This is a genomic window from Alkalihalobacillus sp. TS-13 (genome assembly GCF_019720915.1).
In the GTDB taxonomy this organism is placed as follows: Bacteria; Bacillota; Bacilli; order Bacillales; family Fictibacillaceae; genus Pseudalkalibacillus.
Window position 1 is genome coordinate 2,112,242 of sequence record NZ_JAHKSI010000001.1, and the last position, 21,689, is coordinate 2,133,930.

Consider the following 21,689-nt stretch of genomic DNA (forward strand, 5'->3'; position numbering starts at 1 on the left):
CACCTTTACATTCATAATTGGTAAGTGAAAAAAGAGCTTATGTATATGTAAGCTCTTTACTCGTTCTCTCGTTTTATTAAATCTTTAAGTTCATCGATAAACACGTTGATGTCCTTGAATTGCCTATAAACGGACGCGAATCTGACGTATGCTACTTCATCAATCTTCGCTAAATGATCCATTACCCGTTCACCAATTTCTTTACTTTGGATTTCCGAAGAGCCATCATTTCGCAAATCTTTTTCAACCGTATTCACGACTTCTTCAAGAACCTCAAGTGGTACCGGTCGCTTTTCACAAGCCTTGATCAATCCACGTAAAAGCTTGTCCCGGTTAAATTCTTCCCTTGTCCCTTCTTTTTTCACAACAACAAGAGGAATTTCTTCCACTGTTTCAAAAGTGGTGAACCTGTAATTGCATTTTTCGCATTCTCTCCGTCTGCGAATCGAACGTCCGCCATGGACCGGGCGAGAATCTAGCACCCTGGTACCGTTATGTTGACAATGTGGACAACGCATTTAACCAACCCCATATCGAAAAACTTCAATTTATATAATGTCATATTTAGTCAAATTGTAATATTATCCTTAACTATAATGATAGTGGAAAGGTTACCCCATGACAAGATATTTTCATATGATCAAGAATAGCCACGGTTTTTCGCCATTAAAAAAGGTGTGCATCTGCACACCTTGATAGTCATTGTCAATATTAATATGCTGAGACCTTTTTTTGGCCGACTTTAACTGGACCCATACCTCTTGGAACTTCTAGATTTTCTTTGGATGCAGCTCCAAGTGCTTCTGCGATATAATCTGCAGCGACGTTAGGATCAAGATCACCACACGTATAAACATCAATACTTGCATAACCATGCTCTGGAAAACTGTGAATTGTTAGATGTGATTCAGATATGATCACAACTCCACTTACTCCATGAGGTGCGAATTTGTGAAAGGCTACTTCTCTCACCTCTGCACCTGATTTCAGTGCAGCTTCTACAAATAGTTGTTCAATATAATGCATATTGTTCAACTTTTCTGCATCACAACCCCATAATTCAGCAATCACATGACGTCCCATTGTATCCATTTGCATAGTCCCCCTTCAATAATAATCATGCCTTCAAAAGCATGCGGAAATGGAATTTTACCACGGGGGAAAGTTAGTCCAAAGAGGTCCTAACCCTTTAAGTAGTATCCAGTTCCTATATTGCTTATAACTTGAAGTTCACGATGAACAGTATACTGCTTTTCTCTTTTTTTTGCAAGAAAATTTTTTCCTGCCTATCTACCTACCGAATTCAGCACCTAGACATACTCATACATACTTGTACAAAAAATGCTTGGCTATCACTTCACTGCATTTACTCACTTCCGTAAGCCTCCTCACTTGCACAAGATGTCAACACAAAAATGAAATCATTTTCGTGTCTGCGATGGGTATTCTTAGAAGCTTTTCTTATGCTGGCTCCGACGTTCACCACAGGACGTGGTGGTATTTAGTCGAAGTTCATTATTATAGTCGAAGATCCTTTTAAAAACGGCGGGGTCTCGCCTAGCTCGCTTTTCCCGCAGAGTATCGTGAATTTCGTTTAAACCTGAAACAACCATATCAAGAGGAAATCATAAAAGGATTGGCCATTAAGACCAATCCCGTATTTCATATCAACATGTTATTTATGCAGTTCCTGACAAGCGCTTATCAGTTAAGGCGTCAAGTGTTTCTCCGACTTTTTCTGCAAGATCTACAACTCGGCAAGAATATCCCCACTCATTGTCATACCACGCAAGAACTTTCACTTTGCGGTCTTCGATGACCATTGTGGACATTCCATCAATGATTGAAGAATTTTCATTTCCATTGAAGTCGATCGATACAAGTGGATCCTTCGTATATCCTAAAATTCCACTTAACGTTCCTTTAGATGCCGTTTCGAGTGCTGCATTGACTTTTTCAACCGTTACATCATGCTTTACATCGACAACAAGGTCGACGAGGGATACGTTCGGTGTCGGGACTCGCAGTGCCATACCGTGAAGCTTTCCTTCCAATTGAGGCATGACTTTTGCAATCGCTTTAGCTGCGCCAGTGGAAGTCGGGATGATCGATTGTCCACAAGCACGCGCACGTCTCAAGTCCTTATGTGGATTGTCGATATTTTTCTGATCATTTGTATATGCATGAACTGTCGTCATTACACCATTTTCAATTCCAAATTGCTCATCAAGAACTTTTACGACAGGTGCAAGACAGTTTGTCGTACAAGAAGCATTCGATAAAACATGGTGCTCTTCCGGAATGTAAGCGGCATCATTTACACCCATAACAATCGTCAAGTCTTCATCTTTACCAGGAGCTGTTATGATGACTTTCTTTGCACCCGCTTCTAGATGATACCCAGCAGTTTCCTTCGATTTGAACTTTCCGGTCGCTTCAATCACGATATCAACGTTCAGTTGTGCCCAAGGCAATTGCTTCGGATCTCTGTCGCTTAATAATTTGATTTCTTTCCCATCTACAATCAAAGAATTTTCCTTTGCTTCAACCTCAAGGTCGTAAGTACCATGAATGCTATCGTACTTGATAAGGTGAGCTAGTGTCTCAGAAGGATAACTTGCATTTATCGCAACAACATCTAATTGTTGGTTTTTCATCGCTTTACGGAATACCATTCGTCCAATTCGACCAAATCCATTAATCGCTACTCTAGCTTTCATGTTGAATCCCTCCACTATCTATAAAGTGCTATACTTTTTTCTGAAAATCTAAAATTAGTATAACATATTATATGTAAAAGGGAACACTTAATTTATTAATAATAGAAAAAAGAGGCCTGTGCCCGGCCCCTAAAGTTCAAAATTTCGACATATACATGAAAGTGACGAATGAGAATCCTGTTTCTCTTAGAGTATATCCCATTTAGTAAATATATGTATCAATTGCTGAAGGCTCTCTTCAAGCGTTCCATTATTATCGATGACTTCGTCTGCCCATTTTTTCTTATCGCCCAATGGGATTTGAGAGCGGATGCGTGATAAGGCTTCTTTAGAGGACGAATGATCCCGCTCCATCAATCTTTTCAATTGGGTTTCCTTATCCACATAAACAAGCAATGTATGATCAACCATATGGGTCAATTTGCTTTCAAAAAGCAATGGGATATCCATGACGACAGACTTGTGCTTTTCCAAGAGCTCATCCCTGCGTCCAAGCATCCGTAAACGTACAGCTGGATGCACAATGCTGTTCAGCTTCAAACGTTTCTCTTCATCATTAAATATGACTGCGCCTAATTTTTTTCGGTTCAAACTACCGTCTTTTTCAAGTATTTCTGTTCCAAAAAATTCAACAATTTGCTTGTATGCTGGCTCGCCCGGCAGCACAACTTCCCGGGCGATCTTATCAGCATCTATGACAGGGATATTCATCTCCTGGATCATTTCAGAAATGGTACTCTTCCCACTTGCGATTCCACCTGTCAAACCAACAATCAATTCTAACACCTCACAGTTTGAAAATACCTAACACGATCAGCATGAGTCCAGGCAAAAAGCTGATTAACCGCATTGTCGGTAACGCCGACAGCACTCTCCCAAGCTTCATACCAGTGACAAGGAACAAAACGCTCATTGATGATACAAAAACCGCCGTCATTAAATGTGGAAATCCGAGTAAAGAGGCACCTAGACCAGCAGCAAAAGAATCCAGGGATAGTGCCAATCCAAGCAATAAAGCTTCCAGACCTGCAATCGTTCCGGAACGGTCGATATCTGCAGCTGCAGGTGTCCTGAGAATTTGGATAACGATTCCTAACGACCGGATTTCCATGTTCCAAATGTATTCTGATTCATTCTTCTTCAGTGTTGCTTCTTCCTGTTCATCACTACTTTTGAAAAATTGCCATAACACATACATGCCTAAACCGATGAGCAAGATTCCACCCAACTTGCCGGCAAAAGCGGGAGAAACGAATGTACTGATGATCGTTCCAACATTCATTGCGGCAAGTAACATCAGAGCAGAACAGAGTGCAATCAGAATGATAGAGAAATACGTAATTTTCATGCGTCGTACACCGTATGTTACACCAACTCCGAAGCTGTCCATGCTTACAGCTATCGTCAGAGTCAATAGGGCTACCCATCCTGTCAATTCCATACATCCTCCTTGCTTCAGCGCTAGGATAGTATATGGAAGGTGCCCATCCGACGTACGACATTTTCATGAAATTATCCCAATTACTTTTGGCAGCTCGGACAAATATGTGTGCCTCTTCCACCTACCACAATCCGAATGATTTCGGTTCCACAGTTCAAACAAGGTTCCCCTTTCCGGGCATAAACGGATAACCTTTGCTGGAACATCCCCATATCCCCCTGGGAATTTACATAGGAACGGATCGTGCTGCCTCCTTGCTCGACCGCTTCCATCAACGTTTCGACAATTGCTTGATGCAACTTTTCCACTTGCTTTTTCGATAACGATCTGGCCTCAGCTTCAGGGCTAAGTCCAACCTTAAAGAGCGCTTCATCTACATAGATGTTGCCGAGACCAACCAATACAGTCTGATCTAATAATACGGGTTTGATTTTACGAGTCGTTTTCTGCAGCTTATTCCAGAGTTCAATTGGTTCGAAGGAGGGATCGAAAGGTTCGGGACCTAGTTGAGATAACGGTAAATGAGCCTCTTCCTCTCCAAGCGGATAAACATGCATGGTCCCAAACTTGCGGACATCACGGTAACGAAGTTCTGATCCATCCGTGAATGAAAAGATCACATGCGTATGCTTATCTGCTTCCTCCCCATTTTCTACATAAACATAACGACCTTCCATCCTCAAATGAGAAACCAGGACAACATCGTCGAGAATTATTTTTAAAAATTTCCCTCTTCTCCCTATTGAACGGATCGTCTGCCCGACCAACAAGGATTTGAATTCGGCTAAATCATCTGGATGTTTGATGATTTTTGCCCACTTTACAGTGATATCTTCTATTGTTTTTCCTAGCACGAGGTTTTCCAATGTGCGTCGAACGGTTTCTACTTCTGGTAATTCAGGCATTTCTGATCTCCCTATCTAAAAATCATAATGGCACCCGGCCCTGTATTCAGAAGACCGGGTACCTGGATTGTATTATTTTGCGTCGTACCACGTGTTTCCGTATGAGTAATCTACTTTCAATGGAACATCCAATTGAACTGCATGCTCCATGACATCCGGTACGATTTTTTCAAGCTTTTCGATTTCGTCTTTTGGTGCTTCAAAAATCAATTCATCGTGTACTTGCAAGAGCATTCTGGTTTGCAGCTTTTCTTTTTTCAAACGTTTCGCCATCTCTACCATCGCCTTTTTGATGATATCGGCGGCTGACCCTTGTATTGGTGTATTCATTGCTGTACGTTCAGCAAAACTTCTCAAATTGAAGTTACGGCTTGTGATTTCAGGGAGATATCTCCTTCGATTCAACATCGTCGTTACATACCCATCTTGTTTCGCTTGTTGTTTGATATCATCCATGTATTGTTTGACACCTGGGAAGCTTTCCAGATAACGCTCGATGAACTGTCCCGCTTCCTTACGTGTAATGTCAAGGCTTTGTGACAGTCCATAATCACTGATACCATAGACGATTCCGAAGTTGACCGCTTTCGCTTGTCTCCGCATATCAGCAGTCACTTCGTCTTTTTCAACATGGAAGACATCCATCGCGGTTTTCGTATGGATATCCAGCTCATTATTAAATGCATCAATCAATTTATCGTCTTGTGCAATATGGGCTAGAACACGAAGTTCGATTTGGGAGTAGTCCGCAGCAAATACGACCCAATCTTTTTCCGATGGTATGAATGCTTGGCGGATTTTTCTGCCTGCCTCCAGACGAATCGGGATGTTTTGCAGGTTCGGATCGATCGAACTCAATCGTCCTGTCTGGGCAAGTGCTTGATTGAAACGGGTATGGATTTTCTCGGTATCACGATTCACTACTTTCAATAACCCCTCTACATATGTGGACTTAAGCTTACCAAGCTGACGGTAGTAAAGGATTTCTTCGACGATTTCGTGCTTATCCTTCAGTTTTTCCAGAACATCGGCTGACGTTGAATAGCCTGTCTTCGTCTTTTTGATGACCGGCAGCTGCATTTTTTCAAATAGGATTTCACCAAGCTGTTTCGGTGAATTGATATTGAATTCCGTTCCTGCCAATTCGAAGATTTTACCTTCGATCTTTTCCAATTGGTCATTCAGTTCAGCACCCATCTCTTCCAATCGTTTCACATCGACCTGGACGCCTTGCTGTTCCATCTCGCCGAGCACTATGGAAAGAGGCATTTCTAGATCGTAAAAGAGCTGATCCTGTTCATTTTTCTTAAGGCTTTCTTGAAGATGGGGGACCACTTCACGGAGCATATTCGCTTTACGTACAATATGTTCACTTAAAGCCTCTTGATTCGGAACTTTTTGCTTTGCACCTTTCCCGTAGACGGTTTCATTGCTTGATACGCCCTTCAATCCAAACCTGTTTGAAATCGAGGCGATATCGTGTGAAGAGTCGGATGGATTCAACAGGTAGGATGCAATTAATGCATCGAATTTGATACCTTTTAAGCGGATGCCTTTCCAAGCAAGTGATACAATAGCTTGTTTTGCATCAGCGGCATACTTTTCTACTTTTTCATCCTCAAGCCACTCGATAAGGGAGTCTGATTTCAATGCTACATTTGTCGGGATGAAGTATTTCCCTTCATCACTAACAATTCCGATACCTAAAATATCAGCGTTGTGATAGTTTTCGGCTAAGCAATCGATGACGATTGCAGCATTTTGTCCGAAATCGGCTTCCTTAACCTCTTCCAAAATCTCATAGCTGATTTCTTCAGTCGGTTTATCCGCTTCTTCAGCAGCGCCGCTGTCCACTCTGTCTAATAGTGAGTTGAATCCTAGCTCCTTAAAGAGTTTGATGACTTTTTCAGAGATTTCATTTTCATACTCACAACCGTCGAGCTTGATTTCAATCGGGGCTTCCACTTCAATTGTTGCAAGCTTTTTACTCATTTCAGCCTGTTCTTTATTGTCTTCAAGTTTTTCCTTCAGTTTTTTTCCTGAAATTTGGTCGATTGAGTCGAGCACTTTTTCAATCGTTCCAAATTCCTTCAAGAGCTTGATTGCTGTCTTTTCACCGACACCTGGAACCCCTGGGATGTTGTCCGAGCTGTCACCCATAAGTCCTTTCATGTCAATGATTTGATCAGGCGCCAAGCCATAACGTTCCTCGACTAGCTTCAAGTCGTATGTATCCACATCTGAAATGCCTTTTTTTGTTAGAGCGACTTGCACATGATCGTCCACCAGTTGAAGCAAGTCCTTGTCTCCTGTAATGACTTTTACATCCCATTCCTTCGGATCTGCTTGCTTCGATAATGTACCGATGATATCATCCGCCTCGTACTGCTCCAGTTCATATCGTTTGATATCGAAAGCATCGAGCAATTCACGGATCAACGGCAATTGTTCGGATAGTTCGGGTGGTGTCTTCTGCCGGCCACCTTTATATTCATCAAAGGTTTTGTGACGAAATGTCGTCTTACCCGCATCAAACGCCACAAGCATATGACTTGGCGCTTCCTCTTCCAGCACTTTTAATAACATTGTTGTGAAGCCGTACACTGCGTTCGTGTACACACCTTTATCATTGTTTAAAAGGGGTAACGCAAAGAATGCACGGTATGCAATACTATTCCCATCTACTAAAACGAGTTTCTTTTTGCTCATTCGATTTCCTCCTCGTTCAACACTAGCTTCATTTTATCATGTTTGGATTTAGAAGGGAAAAAGGGAGGGCCATGGGATGAGTCAAGTACTTGTGGGAGCTTTTAAATAATGAGGTTGATTTCTGCGAAATTCACTCCCTTTCCGCGGGCAAACGAAAAGTGATAGCGACCCGGTTAGGCACGTAGGTCACTGGAAAACGGACGAGGAGGCTCGAACCAAACAAAGACTTGGTTCTGCGTGGGCTAACTCATAAGGATGTCAATCAATGTGTTGCCGCCGCAGGAAGTTTGAAGTGATCCAAGTGACTGGTCGCTGAGCTAGACGTCGCTGAGCTAGACATCACTTCCGTGTATTAACCCAATTCCGCGAGCCTCCTCGCGCATTCTGCGCTGTGAGGTCTCGCCTGGCTCGCTGTTCCCGTAGGAGTGTCGTAAATTTCGTTTGAAATCAACACCGAAGTTCATTAAACCCTATTCTTGGCATCTAGTACTTAGTTTGATTATTACCCTAGCAGATCACTTCATGAACTTTTAAGACATCAACATGAGGGTCCTTAATATTGTAAGTTCTTGTTTTCGTAGACTTTCACTATACAAAAGAGAGTCCTTATTTCATGTCATTTGCTTAAATACCATACTCCAATTTCTTCCACAACCAATGTTCTCATACGGGCAATGGACAATGGGTCAACTCAGTAAAGTAGACCTATCCCTCTATAAACAAAAAAAGACGAGAGCCGTAGGAGCACTCTCGCCATCAATAAGGGGATCCTTTTGAAAAGGATTTTCAAGTTCAGTTTAGCAACGGATTATGAAGAACCAATATCGCAGGTGTTAATATTGTGTAAATTTTCAGTCTTGTCTCGTTTTGAAAAAAGTCAGAGTAAACGTCGTTCCAACATCTTTTTGGCTCGTCACCTTAACTGATCCTTTATGGGCTTCGACCAAATGCTTGACGATTGCAAGTCCAAGGCCAGTGCCTCCTGAGTTTCGGCTTCGGGCCTTATCGACTCTGTAGAACCGTTCGAACACACGCGGGATTTCATCCTCTGTAATTCCTATTCCAGTATCCTTTACTTCAAGGTGTATTTTGTCGTCTTCCTCTTTTCCTGTAATCCATATGCTTCCGCCATTAGGCGTGTAAGATAAAGCATTGTTCAGCAAATTGATCATGATTTGTTTCATACGAGCAGAGTCGCCTTCTATTTTAAGGTCCCCCTCAATCTCAACGAATACCTCGATATCTTTTTGTTCTGCTCTTGGTTCGAGTAATGTGACCACATCATTCACAATGGTTTCCAGATTGATCCTCTGCCAGTTCAATTGAAAATTGGATTGTTCCATTTTCGTAAATTCGAGCAAGTCTTGAATCAAATTTTGCAGCCGATCGCTTTCCTTCCATATGATCGTTAAAAATTTCTCCCTAAGCTCTTTGCTTTCCATTGCTCCATCCAATAAGGTCTCCGCAAAACCTTTTAACGAGGTAACCGGTGTACGCAATTCATGCGAAACATTTGCTACGAAATCTTTTCGCATCTGCTCCAGGTTTTTAAGTTCGGTGATGTCATGAAAAACAAGAACAATCCCTTTTACTTTGTCTTTTTGGCCCAAAATCGGAACACATGTTAAATGAAAATGTTTCCGGTCGATGCCGATTGATAACGTAACTTGTTTCTTCACAGTTGTTTCGGTTAGAAACGTTTCATCAACCAGCTCGATAACATCTTCGTTCGGCATAATTTCATGGTACAGCGCTTCTTTCCAATTCTCTGAATCAATTTCAAAGAGGCTTCTATAGGCACGGTTCATTAAGTTGATATACCCTTTCGAGTCGATCAGCAACAATCCGCTGTCCATATTTTCAATCACCGTCGACATCCGTTCTTGTTCCGCCTCCCTCAATTCGGTGATCTGTTCGAGATTCCGAGCCAGCACATTAAGGGAGTGATTCAATTGCCCCGTCTCTTTCAACTGGTATTCATGTGTCCTGGCTTTGAAATTGCCACGGGCAAGTTCTTTGGCAACCCGCATAGCATCATCTACCGGTTTTACCAGCTTTCCAGTCAGCCGGAAGGTAACCACAATCAATAATGCGTAGCTTAAAAGAATAGTAAGTAAGACAGGAATCCAGTAGCGGCGTACTTCATTGGTTAGTGTCTTTTCTTCAGCAGATATGACGAGATAATCAGAAGTTGATTGTTCAGGTGAAAGGGTCATGACAAAATCGACTCTTCCGTCACGCTCGATTTTTTCCACGTTTTCAGATGGCGTGAACCTTTCTTGTTCCGTAAACGGCGGTTTTTCAAATGTTGTCGCCGCAATCTCTCCCCCTTGTGTAATGTACGAAATTTCTCCATCTGTACTACCTTCATACCGATTCAACGTCTCCTGAAGGTCAATGTTTCCAGGTTCTATAGCCTTTGAAACAAATTGGAGCTGTTTGGCGTACGAATCAAACTGCTCGCGCTCCATGGCGCCGATTGAGAGGTTAGCAATAGCGAAACTTAACAACAGGAATATGCCGCTTGCAAAAATGATGAAAGAATTTAGAATCCTGCCGCGAAAGTTAACCATTTACTGAGGTCCATCCAATTTATATCCTAATCCTCGGATGGTTTTGATATAAATCGGTTTCCTTGTATTCTGTTCGATTTTTTCGCGCAAATGACTGATGTGGACATCGACGATCCTTGTATCGCCGACAAAATCATAATCCCAGATTGCATTGAGCAATTGCTCACGTGAAAGGACACGTCCTCGGTTTTTGATAAGATAGACAAGAAGTTCGAATTCTTTTGGGGTTAGTTCAAGCAGTTCACCTTCGAAAAATGCTTCATAATTGTCTGGATAGACTTTCAATTCCCCTACCTTCAAGGACTCCAGGTCATCAGGTTGAGGTGTTTGAGATGTAACATATTGGCTTCTTCTCAATATTGCTTTGACACGTGCAACTACTTCTCGAGGACTGAATGGTTTTGTCAGGTAGTCATCCGCTCCAAGCTCAAGACCTAAAACCTTATCGAATTCATCGTCTTTAGCAGTCAGCATGAGTATCGGGATCAGAAGCTGCGATTGACGTAGATTTTTACATACGTCCAAACCATCCATCTCTGGAAGCATCAGGTCCAATACAATCAAGTCGGGTTGTTCTTCACGCGCAAGTTCTAGTCCGGTGACACCATCCATTGCGGTAATCACTTCAAAACCTGCTTGTTCCAAATTGAATTGCAATAATGTATTGATAGACTCTTCATCTTCGATTACTAGGATTTTTTCTCTCATCTTAACGCCACCTCATCATATGGACATGATTTTGATTTTATTTTTACACATCATAGCGAAAAAAAAAACAAAAAAGACGAAAACGTCTCTTTTGTTACCGAATTTTTACACTGGCTTAAAAATTATCAAATGTCCGTGACGTGATCGAACGTGGTACATATGGCGGACAAACTTCCAGTTCACCATCGATGACGAGAGCCTCAGACTCGTTGTAACCCTTGATCATCACAGTCACAACATGCTTTTCCGTATCGACATTTGTGATTTCAAATTTAAGTATGATCGTTGCATAGTGATAAACAGGCTTCGGAAAGGAAATCGTTTGTTTTAATATAGAACTTCCCGGTCCAGGAAGATATTTACTAACAGCAGAAGTGATGAAACCAGTCAGCATGATTTGCGGGACCACTGGTTTATTGAAAGGGGTTAATGATGCATAATCATGTTGGATATATAAGGGATTGTTATCATCCGTCAATCCAAGATACAACAGAAGATCTTTATCCTCGATCGTTTCAGTGATCTCTAGCTTTTCCCCCACATTTATCTCATCGATTTTTCTACCAAGCTTCCGTTTTTTCCCTAGTAACATGTCAGTTCCCTCCTCGTGAAGTAAGCGTTTACACCATTTGTGAAAAGGAAATGCCAGATGAATAGAAACATTCTGACATTATGGTGTAAAAGAAAATTGGCCATGTGAATCTCAAACAAGCCAAAACATGATGAATTGTAGACTTAGTTTACTATTCAAGTTGATTTGTAAACGACATTCACGAGAAAAGCGAGCCAAGCGAGACCCCACAGTGGAGGAACTCGCGAGGAGGCTTACGGAAGTGGGTTAATACAGGGAAGTGATGTCTAGCTCAGCGACCAGTCACTTGGATCACTTCAAACTTCCTGCGGCGGCAACACATTGATTGACATCCTTATGAGTTAGCCCACGCAGAACCAAGTCTTTGTTTGGTTCGAGCCTCCTCGTCCGTTTTCCAGTGACCTACGTGCCTAACCGGGTCTCTTCCGCTTTTCGTTTGCCCGCGGAAAGGGAGTGAATGTCGTAAAAATCAACAACAAAAATTAACTAAGCTAAGTGTAAAGAAAGAATTCGAGAAAAGTTCCCGAATTCCTCCTTCTACATTCTAATTGTTCCAATATTAGGTTAAAACATTCATGACATTTCGGACGGAGTCGGCTGATTTGTCTAATTGAGCTTTTTCATCATCTGTCAATTCAAGCTCAATGATTTCTTCAAGACCTTCTCCTCCAAGGACAGTCGGCACACCTAAGCAAATTCCTTCGTATCCATATTCACCTTCAAGATAAGCGATTGCAGGAAGGACACGGCGTTGATCTTTAAGTATCGCTTCAACCATTTCTACAAGGGAAGCAGCTGGCGCATAGTACGCACTGCCATTTCCTAATAGCTGTACGATTTCTCCGCCACCTTTACGAGTCCGTTCGACGATAGCATCAAGACGATCTTTGCTGATCAATTTATCTAGAGGAATTCCTCCGGCGTTGGAGTAGCGGATTAATGGCACCATATCATCACCATGGCCGCCAAGCACAAACCCGCGGATATCCTTGACTGAAAGGTTCAGTTCTTCTGCAACGAATGTACAGAATCGTGCCGTATCAAGGATACCAGACTGACCGATCACGCGGTGTTTAGGGAAACCAGATTCTTTAAGTACTGTGTAAGTCATTGCATCTACCGGGTTCGTCAAGACGATGATTGTGCAGTCTGGAGAGTATTTCACAATTTCCTGTGTCACACTCTTCATGATCTTTGCATTTGTATTGACGAGATCGTCACGGCTCATACCTGGCTTTCGCGCGATACCAGCAGTGATAACGACGATGTCAGAACCTGCTGTGTCTTCATAGTTTGCAGTACCAGTAATTTTCGAATCAAACCCTTGGACAGGACTTGATTCAAGCATATCGAGCGCTTTTCCTTTAGTAGGGTTTTCCATGTCTGGAATATCTACAAGGACAACATCACCAAGTTCTTTTTGACCTGCGATGAATGCGGTAGTGGCTCCAGTGAAGCCACCGCCGATTACAGAAATTTTATTACGTCTGTTTCCCATGTGTACCACTCCTTATGCCATATTTTTGATCAGTTCATTACCGAATTCAGAACATTTAACTTCAGTGGCACCGTCCATTAGACGTGCGAAGTCATATGTCACGACTTTGCTTGCAATCGTCTTTTCCATAGACTTCATGACCAATTCAGCTGCTTCGGTCCAGCCGATGTGTTCTAACAATAATACCCCTGAAAGAATGACTGAAGATGGGTTGACTTTATCCAAACCTGCATATTTCGGAGCAGTTCCATGAGTTGCTTCAAAGATAGCATGTCCAGTTTCATAGTTGATGTTCGCTCCTGGAGCGATTCCGATTCCACCTACTTGTGCAGCAAGTGCATCTGAAACATAGTCACCGTTCAAGTTCATTGTTGCAACAACATCAAACTCTGCTGGACGTGTAAGGATCTGTTGAAGGAAGATGTCAGCGATCGCATCCTTGATGATAATCTTGCCAGCAGCTTCAGCATCAGCTTGTGCTTTGTTTGCAACATCCTTACCTTCCGCTTCCACGATACGGTCATACTCAGCCCAAGTGAATACCTTATCTCCGAACTCTTCTTCAGCAACTTCGTAACCCCAGTTCTTGAAAGCACCTTCTGTAAACTTCATGATGTTTCCTTTATGGACAAGTGTAACGCTCTTACGTCCTTCATTCAGTGCATATTCGATTGCAGCACGTACAAGGCGTTTTGTTCCTTCCTCAGAAACAGGTTTGATTCCGATACCAGAAGTTTCAGGGAAACGGATTTTATTTGCACCCATTTCTTCTTGCAAGAACTTGATGACTTTCTTGACCTCATCAGAACCTTTTGCAAATTCGATACCTGCATAGATGTCCTCAGTGTTCTCACGGAAAATGACCATATCAGTATCTTCCGGCTTTTTAAGAGGAGATGGTACGCCTGTGAAGTAGCGAACTGGGCGTAAGCAAGTAAACAAGTCCAATTCTTGACGCAATGCTACGTTCAATGAACGGATACCACCACCAATAGGAGTCGTCAATGGCCCTTTGATCGCAAGTATGTATTCACGAATCACATCAAGCGTTTCAGCTGGGAGCCATTCACCTGTTTGATCATAAGCTTTCTGTCCAGCGAGGACTTCCTTCCATACAATTCCTTTTTCTCCGTTATATGCTTTTTCAACAGCAGCTTCCAATACTTTAGATGCTGCAGCCCAAATGTCTGGTCCGATTCCGTCACCTTCGATATAAGGGATGACCGGTTTGTTCGGTACGTTCAGTACCCCATTATCAACTTTAATACGTTCTCCGTTTGACAAGTTAATTACCTCCTGATCGTAAAATCTTCTTTTCGTTTTTTATCGTAACAAATTTTTTATCAAATGACTCATAAAAAGCGTCTGATGAGTATCAACCATCATGATGAATCTCATCTGACACTTTAGCAGTGAGTCGACTTGTTCAATTTAGCGATTTTCTATTGAGATATATTTTTGTTTATCAGGTCCAATGTATTCTGCACGAGGACGAATCAGACGGTTGTTTTCATACTGCTCTAAGATGTGTGCTAACCAGCCTGAAACTCTGCTCATCGCGAAAATAGGTGTGAAAAGATCATGTTTTAGACCAAGGCTGTGATAAACGGATGCTGAGTAGAAATCAACATTAGGAAGCAAACCCTTATCATTCGTCATCAATTCATCCAGCTTTACAGACATGTCATACCACTTGGATTCTCCTGTAATGCCAGTCAATTGCTTAGACATTTCACGAAGGTGCTTCGCACGCGGGTCTCCGTTCTTATATACACGATGTCCAAATCCCATAATTTTTTCCTTACGTTCAAGTGCTTCTTTTAAATAAGATTCGACGTTTTCAGGTTCACCGATATCAGTAAGCATCTTCATTACTCTTTCGTTGGCTCCACCATGAAGCGGTCCTTTCAATGCCCCGATCGCTGCCGTTACACCGGAATAGATATCGGATAGTGTCGCCACACAAACGCGGGCAGTAAATGTTGAAGCGTTGAGCTCATGATCAGCATGAAGTACTAATGCTTTATTGACAGCTTTTTCGGAAATCTCATCAGGTTCTTCTCCGTTCAGCATGTACAAGAAGTTTGCAGCATAGCTAAGTTTTGTATTTGGTTGAATGACTTCTTGTCCATCACGTAAACGAGAGATGGCCGCCACGATGGATGCAAGCTTCGCTTGTAGTCGAATCGCTTTTGTGAAATTTGCTTCCTCGTTCATTTCATCTGCTTCACTATCGTATAAGCCTAAAGCAGATACAGCAGTTCTTACCGCTGCCATTGGATGGATTTCATCAAGCGGAAAGCTTTTCATCATATCCAATACTTGCTGGGGTAAAGCATAATGCTTGGATAATTCAGCATTGAATTTATCCAATTCTTTTTGGTTCGGTAATTTACCATACCAAAGTAAGTAAACAACCTCTTCAAAACTTGCATAATCTGCAAGATCGTCAATATTGTAGCCGCGGTATGTCAGTACACCATCGATGATCGAACTTACCGAAGATGTTGTAGCTACAATGCCTTCTAAACCTCTAGTTGTGGTCATGGCTCTCTCTCCTTTTAATAAAATTGAGTTCTCTGTTCTCTTAATACAATAAAGCACGTGCCCAAAAAGTTTGACGAACTTTTTGTATCAAAGAAAATGTTTACCGTGAAGTAAACACATTAATTAAGGAAGGATAAAACGCATACATATTAATTATAAACAAGTTTGTGAACTTTGTGAACGCCTACGACTCGAAAACCTTAATCTATCAACGTAATTCTCTTTATTAAAGGGGCTTTCAGGAAAGGTATTGGCATGGAAATATTCTCGAATTTCCGCGGGGGATCCGCAAGCCTCAACGCTACAGCATCTTGGAATTCGACCAAATTCGCAAAGCAACATTACCCTTTAACAAAGTCAAACCCTCATGAAATGTAGTTTGCGACTTTCATGACCATATATGCAATTCCGGCTCCAATCAAAGGACCGACTGCGATACCATTAAAGAGACTTACTGCAAGAATTGTTCCAAACACAAGTGCTGTGGTGATATGCGGGTCCTCTGCAAGGAGCTGGATCCCGTTAGCAGCGATTAATGCAACCGCAATTCCTGATCCGAGTGCAATCCAGGCATAAGAGGATTTAAGTGCTTCCCCTAACTGTTTAAAGCCGATATCACCAGTCGCGATTGGAACAAGGACAGCAATGGTAATTATCGTAACACCCCATTCAATCCCCTTTTTTTGAAAGGTTGGAAAGACTCTATCGCCAAGACCGACCCATTTGATGACGAGCAAAAAAACAACGGCAATCAATAAGGACTTGTTCTTTGCCCAAAGCGCAATGCCTAATAATACTAACAAAAACAAAGCTGGTTGATCGAACATTCTCTTCTCCCTCTCTAATTATCATTGAATCTTATCGGCTATAATTGTAAAATAATACTAATCCACAGGGCGACCGACCAACCCTGTCGAAAGGATCGATGCAGTTGAATCTTCATTATGTATATAGCTTTTTAAGATTTCTATTAGTCATTACAATCATCATCTTTACTTTCTATGCCCTGCTGCTCACCGCAAAAGTCACCTACCCATTCATCATTGCTTTTTTCTTAGCCTTGATGATCAATCCGCTGGTAAATCTCTTGGAGCGGAAAGGAAAGATGCCTCGGGGAATTGCCGTCATGATCATATTGATCCTATTAATCGGTCTGATCGCCGGTTTCTTGACCTTATTGATCAGCGAGATGATTTCCGGATTTGGTTATCTTGCTGAAGTGATCCCGCAGCACACCCAGACATTAGTCCATTTCGGTCAAGCGTACTTCACCCAGCAAATTTTACCGATCTACTATGATTTGGTAGCAATGTTTAAGAGCCTGGACCCGTCTCAACGTGAAACCGTCATCGGTAACATCCAATCAATTGGTGAGAACATTACTGAAAACGTCAAAGCATTCGTCCAATCCGTGTTGATTGGATTGCAGAACTTTTTACTTAGCTTGCCTAATGTTGTCACAGTTATGATTTTTTCTTTGCTTGCTACGTTTTTCATCAGTAAGGATTGGTATCGGTTCAAAGGCTGGTTAGAGAGAAAAACCCCCGAACGAACTGTTGAAAGCGGCAGAAGTGTCTATATCGAGCTTCGTAAAGCACTCGTCGGATTTATTAAAGCACAATTGACACTTATATCGATAACCGCGGGGATCGTACTGGTAGGACTTCTTATTTTACGAGTTGATTATGCTATTACAATTGCTATTCTGATCGGTATAGTTGATCTCTTGCCTTACCTTGGAACGGGAGCCGTTTTCGTCCCTTGGATCATTTATTCCTTTGTCATGGAAGAATTCACCCTGACGATTGGATTATCGATTTTGTACGGTGTTGTTATCATCCAACGACAAATTATGGAACCTAAGATTCTATCTACGAGTATAGGATTGGATCCTCTTGCTACATTAATCTCTTTATTCGTAGGTTTCAAGTTATTCGGTTTCCTCGGACTAATCATCGGACCTGTTACACTGGTTGTTATTCGAGCTTTGAACCAGGCGAATGTATTCGTGGATGTATGGCATTTCATCATAGGTAAAAAAGCAGCATGACTTGATGTAGTGGATCGCCCGCAGAAAAGTAGTGAATTTCATTAATACGGAGTCTAATTAAGGTTATTTAAAGTTGATTTTAAACGAAATTCGCGACACTCCTGCGGGAATAGCGAGCCAAGCAAGACCCCACAGCGATAATGAACTTCTATAATAATGAACTTCGACTAAATACCACCACGTCCTATGGTGAATGTCGAAGTCAGTACATCCTGTACAAGTACGTCGTGTGGTGAACGTCGAAATCAGCAGAAGGAAAGCTTCTAAGAATTTTCATCGCAGACACGAAAATGATTTCATTTTTGTGTTGACGTCCTGTGCAAGTGAGCGAGGAGGCTTGCGGATCTAGGGCTCATACATGAAGTGATGTCTAGCTCAGCGACCAGTCACTTGTATCACTTCAAACTTCCTGCGGCGGTCTACACATTGATTGACACCTTATGAGTGAGCCCACGAGAGAACCAAGTCTTTGTTTGGTTCGAGCCTCCTCCTCAGTTTACCAGTGACCTACATGACTAATCGGGTCGCTTCCGCTTTTCGTCTGCTCGCGGAAAGGGAGTGGATTTCGAAGAAATCAACACCATTTTTCAACACAGCCTTTATTTAATTTAAAAAACTAGACTGACTTCACATTTAGTCAGTCCAGTTTTTTTAGTTATCGCCGGATGGTGAATGTAAATTGACCTGAGTCAATTTTCTTTTGTATGAATCGTCTCATCCCGATTTTAACGAACGTTCGGGTATAAGGGATCAACAGTAAAAATCCTACAGTATCCGTAATGAAACCCGGGGTCAACAACAAGGATCCCCCTACCAGGATACAGATGCCGTCTAAAATGACGTCATTCGGTATTTGCGCATTCTGCAATTGGATTTGCGCCAATCTCAGCGTTTGCATGCCTTCTTTTTTGGCAAGCCATGCGCCAATGATACCTGTCGCGATAATGAGTAGGATCGTAATCGGTACGCCAAATGTATTTCCAGACCAAATCAAAATACCTATTTCCATTGCAGGTACGATGATGAGCAATAATAAGAGAATTCGAAACATAGGCTCGCCCCTTCAGAACGGTGTTACTTCCATTATATCGGAAATTACGACTTATAGCACACTTGTCTTACCGCTGTATACCACACCGCGTGAGCCATCCACTGTTATATCCTGACCATCCTTCAGGATTTTAGTTGCGTTTTCGACTCCTACGATGACAGGAACTCCAAGACTTAATCCAACTACAGCCGCATGGCTTGTCAATCCACCTTCTTCGGTTATGATTGCAGCAGCTTTTTTCAATGCCGGCATCATTTCCCGATCTGTACCGATCGTGACAAGGATATCTCCATCATCGACTTTCGCAGATGCATCTTCTGCATTGTTTGCGACTACAACCTTCCCTGCAACAGAACTTTGTCCGATCCCTTGCCCTTTCGCAATGACATCTCCGACTACATGGACCTTCATCAAATTGGTCGTCCCTGTTTCCCCAACAGGAACACCTGCTGTGATAAGGACGAGGTCCCCGTGATTGACAATGCCGGATTTAAGAGAAGCATTGACTGCAATTTCCAATAATTCGTCTGTGGATCTCGCTTCCTCGCTAAGCTGAGGTGTAACTCCCCATACGAGGGACATTCTTCGGCATACCACTTCTGAACTCGTCACCGCAATGATCGCAGCTTCAGGACGGTATTTTGAAATCATACGTGCAGTATGACCACTTTCGGTCGGAGCAATGATCGCAGAGATATTCAAGTTGTAAGCAGTATGAGAAACAGATTGACTGATCGCATCCGTAACAGTCAACTTGCTTGATTTGCTTCTAGAGTGAAGGATATCTGCATGATTCATCGCGGTTTCTGCCTTCATTGCAATCTTATGCATCGTTTGAACAGCTTCAATTGGATAAAGACCTGCAGCTGTTTCACCTGAAAGCATGATTGCATCTGTTCCATCAAAGATCGCATTCGCAACGTCACTAGCTTCAGCACGTGTAGGACGTGGATTGCGCTGCATGGAGTCAAGCATCTGAGTAGCTGTAATAACAGGTTTCCCTTTATCGTTACACTTACGGATCAGCTCTTTTTGGACGAGAGGAACTTCCTCTGCAGGGATTTCAACACCAAGATCTCCACGAGCTACCATCAAACCATCAGAAACTTCAAGAATTTCGTTGATATTATCGACGCCTTCCTGGTTTTCGATTTTTGGGATGATCTGGATATGCTCTGCATTATGGCGTTCAAGGATTTCACGGATTTCTAATACGTCTGATGCCCGGCGTACGAAAGAGGCCGCAATAAAATCGACTCCCTGACGGATTCCAAACTCGATATCACGTGCATCCTTGTCTGTGATACCAGGTAGATTGACGGAAACGTTCGGGACATTGACACCTTTTTTGTTTTTCAATGTACCGCTGTTCAATACATGCGTTTGGAGCTGGTTGTTTTCTACTTTTCTGACTTCAAGTTCAATAAGGCCATCATCAAGCAGGATCGTTGAACCGACCCTGACATCATCCACCAGGCCGGGATAAGTGACTGAAATCTTCGTATCATCTCCAGAAACCTCTTCCATGGATACGATAAGGTCTTGTCCAGCTTTCAATTCAACTTCTCCATTTTCCAATGTGCCTGTTCGAATTTCCGGCCCTTTCGTATCAAGTAGAATTGCTACTGTTTTACCAGTCTTTTCAGCTGCCTGACGGATATTTTTGATACGAGCACCGTGTTCGTCAAAATCCCCATGTGAAAAATTCAGTCGTGCGACGTTCATCCCTGCATTGATCAGTGATGTCAATGTTTCTATCGTTTCACTTGCTGGTCCTATGGTACAAACAATCTTGGTATTTCTCATCATGTTCCTCCTTGAATTTCACTCTTCTATAAGCTTCTAAGAAAGATGGCGGACCTTTCTACGGAAACTTTTATATCGAAAGCTCTTGAGAGAGCTGATACATCTCGTTATCGATTTTGTGGGTTTGAGACAGAACATCATTTATGTCATGTGCAACGATTTTGTTCTTTTGAATCCCAACTGCTTTTCCAGCTTCTCCGTCAAGTAGCATCTGAACCGCTTTAGCTCCAAGCCTGCTGGCTAACACACGATCGAACGCAGTTGGAGAACCGCCCCGTTGGATATGACCTAAAACGGTGACTCTAGTCTCATAGTTCGTCGTTTCTTTGATTTGATTGGCAATATCGACACCACTGCCTACACCCTCTGCAACGACAATGATGCTATGCTTTTTCCCGCGGTCATGTCCTCGGCGTAACCTGTCAGTGATCTCTTCCATTTTAAAGTCTTCCTCAGGAATCAAAATTGATTCAGCACCGCCAGCAAGTCCTGACCAAAGTGCGATATCTCCAGCGTTTCGTCCCATTACTTCAATGATATAAGTCCTCTCGTGAGACGTAGCTGTATCACGTATTTTATCAATCGCATCAATAGCAGTGTTCAACGCAGTATCAAAACCGATCGTATAATCCGTTCCTGGGATATCATTATCAATCGTTCCTGGTAATGTAATTGTCGGGAAACCATGCTCCGTCAGTTTTTGGGCACCACGATAGGAGCCGTCACCACCGATGACGACCAGACCATCAATCCCGAATTTCTCCAGTTGTTTGACACCTTTCATTTGCCCTTCGTGCGTCTTGAATTCTTCACATCTTGCGGAATACAGCATCGTTCCGCCTCTATGGATGATATCACCTACAGATCCAAGCTCCATCTTTTCGATATTGCCCTCGATCAAACCAGCATATCCATGATAAATCCCATACACTTCTATTTTTTGATATATTGCTTCCCGTACAACAGCTCGTACAGCTGCATTCATACCCGGGCTGTCCCCTCCGCTTGTCAATACTCCAATCCGCTTCATATCTTTCACCTCGACCAATAGTTGTGTTTGTTGTGTTCTTAAAATATCATGTTCCAAAA

18 protein-coding genes are annotated in these 21,689 nt (G+C 42.4%); 1 reads left to right on the plus strand and 17 read right to left on the minus strand.

What is annotated here, in order from left to right; all coding sequences use genetic code 11:
• Positions 1-56: 56 nt before the first annotated feature.
• The 14 genes from nrdR to KOL94_RS10450 all read right to left on the minus strand — a co-directional run bounded on the left by nrdR (position 57) and on the right by KOL94_RS10450 (position 16,520).
• Complete coding sequence (nrdR, locus tag KOL94_RS10385; RefSeq protein WP_221566360.1) at positions 57-518, minus strand: transcriptional regulator NrdR; 462 nt, start codon at positions 516-518, stop codon at positions 57-59.
• A 193-nt stretch (positions 519-711) separates the two neighbouring features.
• Positions 712-1,092, minus strand: coding sequence for an adenosylmethionine decarboxylase (gene speD, locus KOL94_RS10390; RefSeq protein WP_221566361.1), 381 nt, complete (start codon positions 1,090-1,092; stop codon positions 712-714).
• Positions 1,093-1,679: 587 nt separating this feature from the next.
• A complete protein-coding gene (locus KOL94_RS10395; RefSeq protein WP_221566362.1) occupies positions 1,680-2,720 on the minus strand; it encodes a glyceraldehyde-3-phosphate dehydrogenase in 1,041 nt (346 codons plus the stop codon).
• A 186-nt stretch (positions 2,721-2,906) separates the two neighbouring features.
• A complete protein-coding gene (gene coaE / locus KOL94_RS10400) occupies positions 2,907-3,497 on the minus strand; it encodes a dephospho-CoA kinase (protein ID WP_221566363.1) in 591 nt (196 codons plus the stop codon).
• A gap of 10 nt (positions 3,498-3,507) precedes the next feature.
• Complete coding sequence (gene ytaF / locus KOL94_RS10405) at positions 3,508-4,161, minus strand: sporulation membrane protein YtaF (RefSeq protein ID WP_483298071.1); 654 nt, start codon at positions 4,159-4,161, stop codon at positions 3,508-3,510.
• Positions 4,162-4,241: 80 nt separating this feature from the next.
• Positions 4,242-5,066, minus strand: a complete 825-nt coding sequence (gene mutM, locus KOL94_RS10410) for a DNA-formamidopyrimidine glycosylase (protein ID WP_221566364.1) — start codon at positions 5,064-5,066, stop codon at positions 4,242-4,244.
• 72 nt (positions 5,067-5,138) lie between these two features.
• Positions 5,139-7,775 carry a DNA polymerase I gene (polA, locus tag KOL94_RS10415; protein ID WP_221566365.1) on the minus strand — a complete coding sequence of 879 codons (2,637 nt, stop codon included), beginning with the start codon at positions 7,773-7,775 and terminating at the stop codon, positions 5,139-5,141.
• A gap of 851 nt (positions 7,776-8,626) precedes the next feature.
• Entirely contained in the window at positions 8,627-10,348 is a 1,722-nt protein-coding gene (gene pnpS, locus KOL94_RS10420; protein ID WP_221566366.1) for a two-component system histidine kinase PnpS, read from the minus strand.
• Positions 10,349-11,056 (minus strand): response regulator transcription factor, encoded by a 708-nt coding sequence (locus KOL94_RS10425; protein ID WP_221566367.1) that lies wholly within the window; start codon positions 11,054-11,056, stop codon positions 10,349-10,351.
• Positions 11,057-11,171: 115 nt separating this feature from the next.
• Positions 11,172-11,648 (minus strand): MaoC/PaaZ C-terminal domain-containing protein, encoded by a 477-nt coding sequence (locus KOL94_RS10430; RefSeq protein ID WP_221566368.1) that lies wholly within the window; start codon positions 11,646-11,648, stop codon positions 11,172-11,174.
• 559 nt (positions 11,649-12,207) lie between these two features.
• Entirely contained in the window at positions 12,208-13,146 is a 939-nt protein-coding gene (gene mdh, locus KOL94_RS10435) for a malate dehydrogenase (RefSeq protein WP_221566369.1), read from the minus strand.
• Positions 13,147-13,158: 12 nt separating this feature from the next.
• Positions 13,159-14,436 carry an NADP-dependent isocitrate dehydrogenase gene (gene icd, locus KOL94_RS10440; protein WP_311775175.1) on the minus strand — a complete coding sequence of 426 codons (1,278 nt, stop codon included), beginning with the start codon at positions 14,434-14,436 and terminating at the stop codon, positions 13,159-13,161.
• A gap of 141 nt (positions 14,437-14,577) precedes the next feature.
• Positions 14,578-15,693, minus strand: a complete 1,116-nt coding sequence (citZ, locus tag KOL94_RS10445; protein ID WP_221566371.1) for a citrate synthase — start codon at positions 15,691-15,693, stop codon at positions 14,578-14,580.
• Between the two features lie 365 nt (positions 15,694-16,058).
• Positions 16,059-16,520, minus strand: a complete 462-nt coding sequence (locus tag KOL94_RS10450) for a DUF441 domain-containing protein (RefSeq protein ID WP_221566372.1) — start codon at positions 16,518-16,520, stop codon at positions 16,059-16,061.
• Positions 16,521-16,624: 104 nt separating this feature from the next.
• Here KOL94_RS10450 and ytvI point away from each other — a divergent pair, with 104 nt between their 5' ends.
• Positions 16,625-17,743, plus strand: coding sequence for a sporulation integral membrane protein YtvI (ytvI, locus tag KOL94_RS10455; RefSeq protein WP_221567662.1), 1,119 nt, complete (start codon positions 16,625-16,627; stop codon positions 17,741-17,743).
• A 655-nt stretch (positions 17,744-18,398) separates the two neighbouring features.
• On the opposite strand, the gene KOL94_RS10460 is transcribed toward ytvI, so the two are convergent.
• From KOL94_RS10460 to pfkA, 3 genes are all read right to left on the minus strand, one after another.
• A complete protein-coding gene (locus tag KOL94_RS10460; protein ID WP_221566373.1) occupies positions 18,399-18,794 on the minus strand; it encodes an FxsA family protein in 396 nt (131 codons plus the stop codon).
• Positions 18,795-18,845: 51 nt separating this feature from the next.
• Positions 18,846-20,600, minus strand: a complete 1,755-nt coding sequence (pyk, locus tag KOL94_RS10465) for a pyruvate kinase (RefSeq protein ID WP_221566374.1) — start codon at positions 20,598-20,600, stop codon at positions 18,846-18,848.
• Positions 20,601-20,670: 70 nt separating this feature from the next.
• Positions 20,671-21,630, minus strand: a complete 960-nt coding sequence (gene pfkA / locus KOL94_RS10470) for a 6-phosphofructokinase (protein ID WP_221567663.1) — start codon at positions 21,628-21,630, stop codon at positions 20,671-20,673.
• Positions 21,631-21,689: the final 59 nt, after the last annotated feature.

Bases quoted from the DNA above. Each gene is read 5' to 3' on its own strand.
- KOL94_RS10430 (WP_221566368.1), bottom strand. From the start codon at position 11,648: ATGTTACTAGGGAAAAAACGGAAGCTTGGTAGAAAAATCGATGAGATA.
- pnpS (WP_221566366.1), bottom strand. From the start codon at position 10,348: ATGGTTAACTTTCGCGGCAGGATTCTAAATTCTTTCATCATTTTTGCA.
- KOL94_RS10395 (WP_221566362.1), bottom strand. From the start codon at position 2,720: ATGAAAGCTAGAGTAGCGATTAATGGATTTGGTCGAATTGGACGAATG.
- pyk (WP_221566374.1), bottom strand. From the start codon at position 20,600: ATGAGAAATACCAAGATTGTTTGTACCATAGGACCAGCAAGTGAAACG.
- KOL94_RS10425 (WP_221566367.1), bottom strand. From the start codon at position 11,056: ATGAGAGAAAAAATCCTAGTAATCGAAGATGAAGAGTCTATCAATACA.
- nrdR (WP_221566360.1), bottom strand. From the start codon at position 518: ATGCGTTGTCCACATTGTCAACATAACGGTACCAGGGTGCTAGATTCT.
- pfkA (WP_221567663.1), bottom strand. From the start codon at position 21,630: ATGAAGCGGATTGGAGTATTGACAAGCGGAGGGGACAGCCCGGGTATG.
- KOL94_RS10450 (WP_221566372.1), bottom strand. From the start codon at position 16,520: ATGTTCGATCAACCAGCTTTGTTTTTGTTAGTATTATTAGGCATTGCG.
- mdh (WP_221566369.1), bottom strand. From the start codon at position 13,146: ATGGGAAACAGACGTAATAAAATTTCTGTAATCGGCGGTGGCTTCACT.
- polA (WP_221566365.1), bottom strand. From the start codon at position 7,775: ATGAGCAAAAAGAAACTCGTTTTAGTAGATGGGAATAGTATTGCATAC.
- ytaF (WP_483298071.1), bottom strand. From the start codon at position 4,161: ATGGAATTGACAGGATGGGTAGCCCTATTGACTCTGACGATAGCTGTA.
- speD (WP_221566361.1), bottom strand. From the start codon at position 1,092: ATGGATACAATGGGACGTCATGTGATTGCTGAATTATGGGGTTGTGAT.
- mutM (WP_221566364.1), bottom strand. From the start codon at position 5,066: ATGCCTGAATTACCAGAAGTAGAAACCGTTCGACGCACATTGGAAAAC.
- citZ (WP_221566371.1), bottom strand. From the start codon at position 15,693: ATGACCACAACTAGAGGTTTAGAAGGCATTGTAGCTACAACATCTTCG.
- KOL94_RS10460 (WP_221566373.1), bottom strand. From the start codon at position 18,794: ATGTTTCGAATTCTCTTATTATTGCTCATCATCGTACCTGCAATGGAA.